This window comes from Brachybacterium phenoliresistens (assembly GCF_000576425.1).
Lineage (GTDB): Bacteria > Actinomycetota > Actinomycetes > Actinomycetales > Dermabacteraceae > Brachybacterium > Brachybacterium phenoliresistens.
Genome location: NZ_KK069992.1, coordinates 84,538 through 96,175, shown reverse-complemented (window position 1 = coordinate 96,175; position 11,638 = coordinate 84,538). Strand labels below are relative to the sequence as shown.

Sequence of the window (11,638 nt, the reverse complement as noted above, 5' to 3'; positions counted from 1 at the left end):
GCGCGGCCGGCGCTCCCCAGGGACGGCGCGGACGCGTCGTCTACCGTGGCCGGGTGAGCAGACGCATGCAGAAGATCGTGATCCTCGCGGTCGCGCTGGCCCTCGTGGTGCCGTTCGGCGCGTTCGGCGTGTCCTCTCTGATGGGCGGGGACCAGGATCCGACCTCCTGGTCCGACCAGCAGTACCCGCGTCCCGAGATCGCCGAGCCCGAGCTGCCGGCGCCGGTCCTCGAGCAGTCCGAGACGGGCGCCCGCGAGACCGTCGAGCATCTGCTGGGCTCCTACACCTACATGATGACCACCGGCGACACCGCCGCCTGGGACGAGGTGGTGGACCCCAACTGCTCGGTCTGCGTGCAGTTCATGGCGAACGCCGAGCAGCTCCATTCCCAGGGCGGCTACCTCGTCGAGGGCGAGTTCACCGTGGAGTCGACGACCTTCGACGGGACCGGGGAGCCGCCCGTCACGGGCACCGTCTCCGCCCGCTTCACGCAGGCCCCGAGCCTGATCTTCGAGGAGGCCGAGGGCGAGGCGTACCCGCTGGAGGGCGTGAGCGGACGGCTCGACGCCTCCGTGGCCTGGGACGGCGAGCGCTGGCGCATCACCGACATGACCCTGCAGCCCGATGCCGCGCCCTCGGACGCCGGCGGCGCCTCGGATGCCGGCGGCGCCTCGGATGCCGGAGGCGCCTCGGACCTGGGCGGCGCCTGAACCGTCCCGGGCCCCTCCCTCGTGGCGCTGCGATCGCCTGCGTCCGCGGCCTCATCGAGCCTGACGTGGGTTCCGCGTGGCGCGCGCTATGACCCGCCGGGAGCGCACATCAGCCGGCTCCGAGGGGGAGGCGCTCAGGTGCGGGCGTAGAGGAAGAGGTCGGTGCGGTACGGCAGGCCGATCGTGCTGCCGGGGGCATGGCCGAGATGCTCGTGGAGATACCAGTCGAGGTTCGCGAGGACCTTCGCGCGCCGCTCCGGCGTCGCGGTGATGACATAGCTGCGCGTGCGCGCCAGGTCGATGACGTCGTGCGTGGGCATCGGGTCCTCCCAGGAGTGCACGAGCCGCTCGCGCAGCACGAACGGCGCGGCGACCTCGGGCGCGAAGTCCTCCCGGTGGATGTCGCCCGCGTGCATGATCCGCGAGAGCCGATGCACCCACGGGATCGTCACGTCGAGCATGTTCCAGACCAGGGCGAGCATGCCGCCCTCCCCCAGCAGCCGCGCCGCCTCGGCCGATGCCGCCTGCGCGTCGAACCAGTGCCAGGCCTGTGCGGCGGTGACGAGGTCGGCGGATCCCTCGGGAAGGCCCGTGTCCTCGGCCGATGCGAGGCGGGTGCGGATGCTCGGGGAGGCCGCGCGACCGGCGGCCGATGCTCCGGCGCGCAGAGCCTGTTCCCCGGTGCCCAGGGCCGATGCCCCGGCGCGCGGGACCGATGCCCCGGCGCGCGGGACCGATGCTCCGGCGCGCAGGGCGGACTCGAGCATGGCCTCGCTCGGGTCCACGGCGGTCACCTCGACCCCCTGGGCGGCGAGGGCCCAGGACAGCTTCCCGGTCCCGGCGCCCAGGTCCACCGCCCGCACCGGATCCGCCTCCGGGAGATGGCGCAGGATCGCGTCGATGACCGCCGGCGGGTATCCGGGACGCAGCCGGTCGTAGTCCTCCCCCTGGCTCCGGAACGCCGCGGCGAGCGCCTGCTTGCGCTCCTCGCTGCCGAAGCGGGGCGTGTCCTTGCCGGAGATGGGCGGGATCGGGGGATGGACGACGTCCGCGGCGGGCTGGGCGGGCTGCGAGGCATCGGGCATGGCTCCCATCCTACGGAGCGGCATCGGGACCGGGGCCGCCTGCCGGGGCAGGCCGCAGCAGCCGGGGACGGCCGTGCTCGACGCGCCACAGCTCGTCGCCGTCCTCGAAGCCGAGCTCCTTGTGGGTGATCACGAGGACGAAGCGCTCCGCCCCCGTCTCGCGCAGCAGGTCCAGGAAGTCGGCGTCCCCGGCGACGTCGATCGCGCTGGTCGGCTCGTCGAGCACCCACATCGGCCGATCCTGGAGCAGCAGCCGGGCCAGGCACAGGCGCTGGAACTGGCCGCCCGAGAAGGCGGCCCCGCCCTCGTACCCCTCCCCCACCCGCTGGTCCAGCAGGCGGGGAGCCGCCTCGAGCAGCGGGCCGAGCCCGGTGCGCCGCAGCGCCGCGGCGATCTGCTGGTCCGAGGCGTCCGTGCCCATCCGCACGAAGTCGCGCACGCTCAGCGGCAGCATCGCCTCGTCCTGGTGGAGCACGCTCACCTCCTGCCAGGACGGCGGGGTCGAGGTGCCATCGGCCCGCAGCCAGCGGACCGCGCCCTGGTAGGGGTGCAGCGCTCCGGAGGCGAGCTTCGCGAGGGTGCTCTTGCCGGCGCCGTTGGGGCCGGTGAGGACCACCAGGCCCGAGGCGGCGAGGCGGACGGAGACCTCGTCGATCGCGGGGGCGGTGCGGCCGCGATAGGTGAAGCTCGCGCCCTCGAGCTCGATGCCCTCGAGGCGGGTCGGCTCCCCGCCCGTCCGCGACGGACCCGCCGCTGCCCGCTGCACGAGCGGCGCGTCGAGGTCGCCGACGAACTGGGCGACCTCCACGCATCCCGAGGCCCAGACCACCAGCTGGTTCAGGGTCGCGAGGGCGGCCACGGAGCTGGCGACGATCGCCATGTCCCCGACGGAGACATCCTGACTGCGCAGCAGGACCAGCAGCGCGGCGGTGACGAAGGCCGTCGTCAGGACCGCGCAGACCACGCACAGCAGCGCCTCGGTCCGCTGCGCGCCGAGGATGAGCCCGCGCACGACCCGCCACATGCGCATCGACTCCCCGCGCACACGGCCTCCGCCGCCGTGCTGGAGGATCGCGTCGAACGCGCGCGGCTGCGCTCCGAGGTGGAAGAGGTCGTCGTGCACGCGCTGCGGCGCGGCGGCGTCCTCCTGGGCGCGCTGCCAGACCGTCCGGATCCGGTGCATGACGACCAGCGGGGCGGCCGCCCCGGCGCACATGAGCACCGCCACCAGCGGCGAGACCGAGAACAGCACTCCTCCGACGCCGAGCGAGGTGACCGCGGCGACGCCGACGTTCAGGAGGGTGTCGAGCAGGACGCGGCTGCGGTCGTCGGCGCTCTCGCGGCGGATCCGCAGCCGGTCCTGGACGCCGGGGTCGGAGAGGTCCCCCGGGGCGGCGTCCACGAAGACGGCGAGCTCCTTCTCGAGAAGATCGCCGGAGACATCGGTGTACAGCTGCTCCCGGAAGGGGATCTGGATGCTGTTGACGACCGTCGAGAGCCCCAGGGTGAGCCCCAGCAGGACGATGGGCAGGAGGCTGATCCGGTCCCCCTGCCCGACGCCGTCGACGAGCATGCCGAGCACCCGCAGCTGCACCGCCGGCATCAGCGCGAGGACGAGCGCCATCACGATGACCAGCAGGCTCAGTCCCAGATGGCGACGGAAGGCCGTGCGGAGAACGAGCGCGACACCGCGGCGCACACGTCCCCGTGTCCTGTCCGAGCCCGGCTCGTCAGATTCGTGCATGACACCCCCTGGCGCGTCGTCGGCCGGCTCGGCCTCGGCAACGGCCATGCCGCGTCGACCCCGCGGCGGATTCCTCCCGTCGAATCATCCTATGTTTTCGCGGGCGGATGTCCATTCGACGTGCCCGGGAATGCGGGATCCGACCGTCAGCGGAACGGTCGGCTCCCTGTGTTCGTCCCCTGGACGGCATCACCCGGCCCGCTCGCGCTCCCCGACGGGCAGGGCTCGCGGTTATCCACAGTCCTCGGGTACCGCTGGCGACGGCTCGGGCCCGGTGATCGGATCTCCTGCATGAGGGTCGCCGGAATCGCGCATCGAGATGAGCTGTCGCAGTTCGACATGTCGTCTGACGAACTGTTGGCCATGGTCCGCGAGGGGGCAGTGCGCAGGGTGCAGCGCTGGTACGTGAAGCCTGAGGCGCCGGCCGACGTCGTCGCCGTGCTCGCGAAGGGCGCCCGGCCCACCTGCATCGACGGCGCCGCCCTCCTCGGGCTGTGGACGCCTCCGGTCGCCACGGCTGTGCATGTCTTCCGACCTCGGATGGGAACGGGCCGACGCGACCGAGCGATCCTGCCCACAGGGGTCGATCCGACGGTGCGCGCGACGCCGATCCGCAGGAATCGCGACGGCAGCATCCGGTCCGGGATGAAGCTCGTCCCCCTGCAGTTCCACGGGCCGTCTCTGCGTCACTGGCCGGACAATCAGCCGGTACCGCCGCTGTCGACCGTGCTGGAGCACTGTGCACGGTGCCTGACCGTCATCCAGGCGGCGACGATCATCGAGTCCGCTCTCGAGAAGCGTCTGCTCACGAGGAGCGGGCTGGAGGATCTTCTCGCCGCCCTGCCCCGAGATGCCCGCCGCGCGCTCGCACGGGTGCGCAGCGATGCGGGATCCGGCACCGAGACCACCGTGCGTTGGTGGTTCGAATCCCGCCGCATCAAGGTCCGCTCGCAGGTGGTGATCCCTGGAGTGGGCCGGGTCGATCTGCTGGTGGGAGACAGCTGGGTGATCGAGTGCGACAGCCACGAGTTCCACGAGATCAAGGACCAGTACGAGAACGATCGCTCCCGCGACCTGGTACTGCGCACGCTCGGATACACCGTTACGCGTCTCACCTGGGAACAGGTCTTCCTCACCTGGCCGGCGACCGCCAAGATGCTCGAGACGATCTACCGCCGTGGTGACCACCGCAGGCCGATCCCCGACCGAGCCTTCCGCGCGGCGTGACCGAGTTCCGCGGAGCATGACCGAGTTCTGCGGGGCGTGACCGAGTTCCGCGCGGCGTGACCGAGTTCCGCGCGGCGTGACCGAGTTCTGCGGGGCGTGACCGAGTTCCGCGGAGCCCCACCGACGGACCGGCCTCTCGGACCTCACGACGGCGCGAGGTCGCGACGGTCGGGACGGTCGGGACGGCCACCTCGGAGCAGACCCCACGCTGTGTGCCCCGAGCTGAAGATCGTCACGGGACTAATACGGGGACACAGGCCGATATAGCGTCCATGTCCCCGTATTAGTCCCGTGCCTCCAGGGTCGCCGGGCCACAGAGGCGAGAGCGGCGGCCACGGCGGCCGGGGCGGAGGCGGCGGCCACGGCGGCCAGGGCGAGAGCGGCGGCCGCGGCGGCGGGCTCAGCGCTCCTGGCGGTGGGCGACCCAGGAGCCGTGCAGCCCCGCGTAGATCCCCTCGGGCAGCGCGACCAGCTCGGCGTGGGTACCGCGCTCGACCAGGTGGCCGCGGTCGAGCACGAGGATCTGGTCGGCGCGCTCGGCGGTGGACAGGCGGTGGGCGATGGTCACCGTGGTGCGCCCACGGGCCAGGCCCTCGATGGCGTGCTGGAGCCGGACGTCGGCCGCCGGGTCGACGGCGCTGGTCGCCTCGTCCAGCACGATCACGTCGGGGTCGGCGAGATAGGCGCGGGCCAGGGAGACCAGCTGCCGCTCCCCCGCGCTGAGCGCCTCGCCGCGCTGGCCGACGCGCGTGTCGAGGCCGCGCGGGAGGCCGTCGAGCCAGTCCTGGAGGCCCAGCTCGACGATGGCCTCGCGCATCTGCCGGTCGCTCGCCTCGGGCCGCCCGTAGCGCAGGTTCCCGGCGACGGTGGTGTCGAACAGGAAGCCGTCCTGCGGGACCATCACCACCCGGCGGCGCAGGGAGGCGAAGGGCACCCGGTCCACCGGGACGTCCCCGATCAGCACCTGGCCGGCGCTGGGATCCATCATGCGGGTGAGCAGCTTGGCGAAGGTGGTCTTGCCCGAGCCGGTCTCCCCGACGATCGCCGTGTGCGAGCCGGCGGCCAGCTCCACGTCGATGCCGTGCAGGACCTCGGGTCCCGTGGGGTACCGGTAGCGCAGGTCGCGCACGACCAGCGAGAGGCCGCCGTCGGGCAGCTCGCGCGCATCGTCCCGCGGTGGGAAGCGCCGGCCCGTCTGCGGGTCCATGCCGCCGGCGGGGTCGGAGACATCGGCCGGGGTGTCCAGGACGCCGAGCACGCGGCGCCAGCCGGCGACGGCGTTCTGCGCCTCGGAGAGCATCTCCGCGCCCATCCGGACGGGCTGGCTGAACAGCGACACGAGGAACACGAAGGCGACCAGCTGCCCGGCGGTGACCATGCCCTCGCCGAAGCCCAGCACCCCGGTGCCGAGGTAGATGCCGACCACGATGACCACGGCGGTGGAGATCCCGTCGAAGGCCTCGGCCAGGACGAAGGAGCCCGACATCGGCCGCAGCACGGAGAACTGGCGGTCGCGCACCTCGGTGATGCGCTCGGCGTTGTCGTCGTGGGCGCGGCCGGTGATGCCGTAGGCGCGCAGGGTCGCGGCCCCCACGAGGGACTCCGAGACGGCGCCGAGCATGCCGCCGACGGCGGTGCGGACCTTCTGGTAGCGGGCGCGGATGCGCTTCTGCAGGAAGCCCATCAGCACGAACATGGGGATGTAGACGATCCACACCACCAGGGCGAGCGGCCACGAGAACACCGCCATCACGACGGTGGCCAGCAGCAGCTGCAGCGACATGACCACGAGCATGATCCCGCCGAAGCTCATGAACTGGCTGACGGTGTCGACGTCGCTGGTCACGCGGGAGACCAGGGCGCCGCGCTGCTCGGTGCCCTGGGTGAGCAGCGAGAGGTCGTGGATGTGCCGGAAGGCGCGCTCGCGCAGGGTCGCCAGCGCCGTCTCCGCGGTGCGGAACAGGCGGCGGTTCATGAGCACGTTGCTGGCGGCGGTCACCAGCAGCACCAGGGCCGCCAGGCCCGTGGTCCCGGCGATGATCGCCATGTCCGGCTCCGGCGGGGCGATGATGCCGTGGTCGATCACGCGCTGCACGGCGATCGGCACGACGATCTTCCCGGCGGTCGCGATGACGGCGAGCAGCAGGGTGATCCAGATGCCGCGCAGGGCCTCCGGGGTCAGGGACAGGCCGCGGCGGATCGTCGCGATCGCGCCGTGGTCGGCCGAGGCCCCCGGGGCCTGCAGGGTCGAGGACGAGAACGCGTCCTTCTGCGGGGTGACGGCGGTCGGGCTCATGCGTCCTCCTCCCCTGCTTCGAGCAGGCTGTGCGAGATGGCGGCCTCGTCGTAGGCGTCCACCAGGGCCCGGTACGCGGGCAGGGACTCGCGCAGCTCGGCGTGGGTGCCGGCGCCGCGCACCCGGCCGTGCTCGAGGAAGACGACGCGGTCGGCGATGGAGATGGTCGACTTGCGGTAGGCCACCAGCAGCAGCGTCGACTCGGTCATGTGGGTGCGGATCTGCGCGAGGATCGCCTCCTCGACGGAGGGGTCGCAGGCGCTGGTCGCATCGTCGAGGATCAGCAGGCGGGGCCGGCGCACCAGGGCGCGCGCCAGGGCGATGCGCTGTCGCTGCCCGCCGGAGAGGGAGCCGCCGCGCTCCCCGAGGACAGTGTCCAGCCCGTCGGGGAGGCCGTCGACGAAGCCCTCGGCCTGGGCGATGCGCAGGGCCCATCGGACCTGCTCGTCGTCGAAGTCGGCGCCGAGGGTGACGTTGTGGCGGACGGTGTCGTCGAAGACGAACGCCTGCTGCAGCACCAGGGCGACGTCGCCGGTGAGCGCCGGGGCGGTGAGGTCGCGCAGGTCCGTGCCGTCCAGGGAGACGGACCCCTCGGTGGGGTCGACCAGCCGCGCCGCCAGCAGCGCGAGGGTGGACTTGCCGGAGCCGGTCGCCCCGACGACGGCGAGCACGCGGGAGCCCTCGGCGGGATCGGCCACGAGGCTCACGTCGTGCAGCGCGGTGGTCTCGGCGAGGTCGAGGTCCTCCAGGCCCTCGCCGGTGCGCGGGGCGAGGACCTCGAACTCGTCGTCGCGGTAGGCGAAGGAGACGTCGTCCAGGACGAGGCGGCCGCGGGCATCGGCCGGCAGCGCGGAGGTGCCGTAGGTCTGGCGGCGGCGCACGGTCAGCACCCGCTGGATCCGCGACCAGCCGACGACGGTGCGCGAGAGGTCCCCCAGCACCCAGCCGAAGGAGCGGATCGGCAGGGCCATCAGGGTGAAGAGGTAGGCGACCTCGACCACCTGGCCGGTGGTGACGTCGCCGGAGGTGATCCGCCAGGCGCCCAGCAGCACCACCAGCAGGATCCCGACGTTGGGCAGCACGTCGATCAGCGGGTCGAACCAGGCGCGCACGTAGCCGAAGCGGATGCCGTTGCGGCGCAGCTGCTCCGCGGCGTCGGTGAAGCGCTCCTCCTCCTGGTCCTCGCGGCCCATCGACTTCACGACGTTGGCGCCGTCGAAGGACTCGTGGGCGATCTCGGCGACCTTGGCGCGCAGGCGCTGGGACTCCATGGCGATGGGCGCGGCGAAGTGCTGCAGCAGCACGTTCAGCGCCAGCAGCATCCCCACCATGCCGAGCATGACCAGCAGGATCAGCGGATCCACCCGGGCGACGACCACGGCCGCGTAGGCGAGCATGACCACCGTCGACAGCGCGAAGGGGAAGGGCATGAGGGCGAAGAACGTCGCCTCGACGTCCGCGTAGACCGAGCTGAGCAGGGTCCCGGTGGACTGGCGGCGGTGCCACAGCAGCGGCACGTCCGCGAAGACCTTCGAGAGCCGCTCGCGGTACTCGCGCTGCAGGTCGAACAGGCCCACGTTGGTCAGCACGCGGCGGGCGGCGACGGTGACCGCGCGCAGCAGGCCGATGCCGATGATCGCGAGCGCCCCGGCGACCACGGCGCCGGTGACGGGGCGGCCGGTGGCGAAGGCCGGCACCACGACGCCCTCGGTCACGCGGCCGATGACGGAGCTGGTGGCGATCTGCAGCAGGGCGAAGGCGATGCCGGCGAGGATCGCGATGGTGAAGGGCAGCGGGCGCTCCGCGACCGCGCGGAACAGCCGGGACAGGCCCGGCACCAGCACCCGGGGGCGCGCTGGGGCGGCGGGCTCGGCGGAGCGCGGGGCGCGGGCGGGTTCGGTCCCCAGGTCGGCGGGGCGGGATGCGGAGTGCAGTGACGACGTCGTCATGGCGAGCTGGTCGAGGCTCCTCGGATGGTGGGCGGTGCGGTGCGGGTGCGGTGCGGTGCGGGTGCGGGGCGGGGCGGGGCGGGGGCGGAGGGCGCGCCGCGTCAGAGGGTGGTGAAGTGGACGACCGCGGCGACGGCGAAGGTGATCGTCGCGCAGAAGGCGAGGCTCAGCTCGATGGCGATCCCGATCCCGAGCGCCTTGACGGCGACCCACGTCGAGGTCAGGCCGTGCTTCCAGTCCTTCAGGCGCAGCGACTCGGCGACGTACAGGCCGATCAGGAAGCCGATGGGCAACCCGAGGAAGGGGATGACGAAGATCCCCACGATGCCGGCGGCGATGCCCACGAGGATCGGCCAGGTCGGCACCTCGTGCTGCTTGAGCCGCCGCCCGGTGAGGACGTAGCTCGCGGTCATGCCGGCGGCGCCGAACAGCAGGATCAGGCCGAAGGCGACCCATGCCGGCCAGCCGCCGATGACGATCGCCCAGATCAGCGTGGCGATCACGTAGGTGATGGTCCCCGGCAGCACCGGCAGGACGATGCCCGTGAGGCCGACGATGTACGCGAGCGCGGCGAGGACGGTCACGACGATGTCGAGGGTCAGCGAACCCATGGGGCCTCCGATGCAGGTGAGGGACGGTCCCCGGGCGGTGTACAGCGCTATCCCGGGACCGTGTCCATCGTATCGGTGCGCAGGGTCGCACGGCGAGGGCGGAGGCCCGTGCGGGAGGCCGGGCGCCCGACCGCGAGGATCAGAGGAGGTTCACGAGGACCACGAAGGTCACGGTGCCGAGGCCGACGCTGAGCAGGGTGCGCCGCCCGCCCAGCAGGTGGGCGAGGACGGTCACGGCGACCGCGATCGCCGCGGGGAGGATCCGCGTGGGGTCCGCGTCGATGGAGGACCGCAGGGTCGCGGCGGCGAGGATCCCGAGGATCCCCACGGGCATCCACAACGCCATGGCGCCGACGAAGCGCGACTCCCGCAGCGGTCCGAGGATCGCGAAGGGCACGGCACGCAGCGCGAAGGTGATCCCGAAGCCGATTCCGAGGACGGCGAGGAGGTATCCGGTCTCAGGCACGGTCGGCCTCCTGGGGGTCGGCGGGAGCATCGGCCGCATCGGCCGTGATGCTCGGATCGGTCGCGGCGGCGGGCGCGGCGAGGGGCGGGACGTCGGGCTGGGCGATCGGCGCGGTGCGGTGGGTGAGCAGGAAGCGCACCGCGAGCAGCACGAGGAAGCCGAGCAGCCCCAGGAAGAGCGCGTCCTGTGGGGCGACCAGCAGCGCGATCGAGAACGAGAGCGCGGCCAGCAGCAGCGAGGGGATCTCGCGGCGGCTGCGGCAGGCGTCGAGCGTGAGCGTGATGAACAGGGCGCACAGGGCGAAGTCGAGGCCCTCGATGCGCCCGGGGATGACCGCGCCGAGGCCGACGCCGACCAGGCCCCCGCCCACCCAGTAGCTCTGGAAGGAGAGCTGCATCGCGATCAGCCGGGGCGCGCTCCAGCCGCGCGGCGTCGCGGCGGTGACCGCGTAGGCCTCGTCGATCAGCGCATACACCGAGTACAGCCGCGCGAGCGGGTGCCGCACGACGTGCAGCGGGAAGGAGAAGGCGTAGAACACGTGGCGGAAGTTGACCAGGAGCGTGGTCAGCGCGATCGTCGCCAGCGGGGTCGCCGCGGCCATGAGCCCGACCAGCAGCAGCTCGGCCGAGCCGGCGAACACGAGGATCGACAGCCCCGGTGCGACCCACCACGGCAGTCCGGTCTGGACCACGAGCAGGCCGAACGCCACGCCGATGGGGAACATCCCGAGCCCGGCGGCGAGCGACATGCGCACGCCGGCGAGGATCTCGCGGCGTCGGGTGAGGGCCGCGGCGGCCCGGGGCGCGGTGGATGCCACCGGGGCGGCAACGGGGGCGGCTGCGGGATCGGCGGCCGGGGCGGCGGCGGGATCGGCCGCCGGGGCGGCTGCGGGATCGGCCGCCGGGGCGGGCGCAGCGTCGCCGCACAGGGTGCTTCCTTCGTTCACAGCGCAATCATCCCACCTGGGACCGACGCGCCGATTGCGATGTGGACCGCACCCGCGGCCTACCATGCAATGCATGCACCTTGATGACGTGGATCGCGCAATCATCGACCATCTCCGGGAGGAGGGGCGCCTGTCGAACGTGGCCCTGGCCGAGCGGGTGCATCTGACGCCGGGGCCGTGCCTGCGCCGCGTGCAGCGGCTGGAGGCGGAGGGCGTGATCCTGGGCTATTCGGCCGATGTCGCTCCCGAGGCCCTGGGGCAGTCCTTCGAGGTGATCCTGGAGGTCGAGCTCACCGTCTACGACGCGGGCACGATCGCCCACTTCGAGTCCACCATGGCGGCCTTCGACGAGGTCGTGGAGCTGTACCGCCTGTTCGGCTCCCCGGACTACTTCATCCGCGTCGCGGTCTCGGACCTCCCGGCCTACGAGCGCTTCCTCACCGAGGAGGTGATCACGATCCCCGGCATCGCGAAGGTGTTCTCGCGGTTCGCGATGAAGGTGCTGAAGTCCTCGCGGCGCACCGCGCCGGGCGTCGCCGCGCCGGACGCCCCGCCCCGGGGTTCGGCGGTCGCCGTGATGGCGCGGTCCCCGCGCCGCGGCTGA

The 11,638-nt window shown here is 72.7% G+C and carries 10 protein-coding genes; 3 read left to right on the top strand and 7 right to left on the bottom strand.

Annotation, left to right across the window (positions count from 1 at the left end; genetic code table 11):
• Nucleotides 1-53 precede the first annotated feature (53 nt).
• Nucleotides 54-710 (top strand): DUF6318 family protein, encoded by a 657-nt coding sequence (locus BF93_RS08470; RefSeq protein WP_051486724.1) that lies wholly within the window; start codon nucleotides 54-56, stop codon nucleotides 708-710.
• Between the two features lie 134 nt (nucleotides 711-844).
• Here the strand turns inward: BF93_RS08470 and BF93_RS08465 are convergent, their stop codons facing one another.
• Both BF93_RS08465 and BF93_RS08460 read right to left on the bottom strand, forming a co-directional pair.
• Nucleotides 845-1,795: a class I SAM-dependent methyltransferase gene (locus BF93_RS08465; RefSeq protein WP_051486723.1), complete on the bottom strand. Its 951-nt coding sequence runs from the start codon at nucleotides 1,793-1,795 to the stop codon at nucleotides 845-847.
• Between the two features lie 10 nt (nucleotides 1,796-1,805).
• Nucleotides 1,806-3,539: an ATP-binding cassette domain-containing protein gene (locus tag BF93_RS08460; RefSeq protein ID WP_198025388.1), complete on the bottom strand. Its 1,734-nt coding sequence runs from the start codon at nucleotides 3,537-3,539 to the stop codon at nucleotides 1,806-1,808.
• Between the two features lie 291 nt (nucleotides 3,540-3,830).
• Here BF93_RS08460 and BF93_RS08455 point away from each other — a divergent pair, with 291 nt between their 5' ends.
• On the top strand, nucleotides 3,831-4,766 hold the full coding sequence (locus tag BF93_RS08455) for an endonuclease domain-containing protein (RefSeq protein ID WP_038372011.1): 936 nt from the start codon (nucleotides 3,831-3,833) through the stop codon (nucleotides 4,764-4,766).
• A gap of 400 nt (nucleotides 4,767-5,166) precedes the next feature.
• Here BF93_RS08455 and BF93_RS08450 read toward each other — a convergent pair whose 3' ends face one another.
• The 5 genes from BF93_RS08450 to BF93_RS08430 form a co-directional block, all read right to left on the bottom strand.
• A complete protein-coding gene (locus BF93_RS08450) occupies nucleotides 5,167-7,062 on the bottom strand; it encodes an ABC transporter ATP-binding protein (RefSeq protein WP_038372010.1) in 1,896 nt (631 codons plus the stop codon).
• A complete protein-coding gene (locus BF93_RS08445; RefSeq protein ID WP_084148394.1) occupies nucleotides 7,059-9,011 on the bottom strand; it encodes an ABC transporter ATP-binding protein in 1,953 nt (650 codons plus the stop codon). Before BF93_RS08445 ends, BF93_RS08450 begins: the two co-directional genes overlap by 4 nt.
• Before the next feature lie 101 nt (nucleotides 9,012-9,112).
• The gene (locus tag BF93_RS08440) at nucleotides 9,113-9,622 is read right to left on the bottom strand and encodes a DUF456 domain-containing protein (RefSeq protein WP_038372009.1); all 510 of its coding nucleotides are present in this window, start codon (nucleotides 9,620-9,622) and stop codon (nucleotides 9,113-9,115) included.
• Nucleotides 9,623-9,761: 139 nt separating this feature from the next.
• Nucleotides 9,762-10,088 (bottom strand): branched-chain amino acid transporter permease, encoded by a 327-nt coding sequence (locus BF93_RS08435; protein ID WP_038372007.1) that lies wholly within the window; start codon nucleotides 10,086-10,088, stop codon nucleotides 9,762-9,764.
• Nucleotides 10,081-11,034, bottom strand: coding sequence for an AzlC family ABC transporter permease (locus BF93_RS08430; RefSeq protein WP_269519660.1), 954 nt, complete (start codon nucleotides 11,032-11,034; stop codon nucleotides 10,081-10,083). Before BF93_RS08430 ends, BF93_RS08435 begins: the two co-directional genes overlap by 8 nt.
• A gap of 73 nt (nucleotides 11,035-11,107) precedes the next feature.
• On the opposite strand from BF93_RS08430, the gene BF93_RS08425 reads away from it, so the two are divergent.
• Complete coding sequence (locus BF93_RS08425) at nucleotides 11,108-11,638, top strand: Lrp/AsnC family transcriptional regulator (RefSeq protein WP_084148392.1); 531 nt, start codon at nucleotides 11,108-11,110, stop codon at nucleotides 11,636-11,638.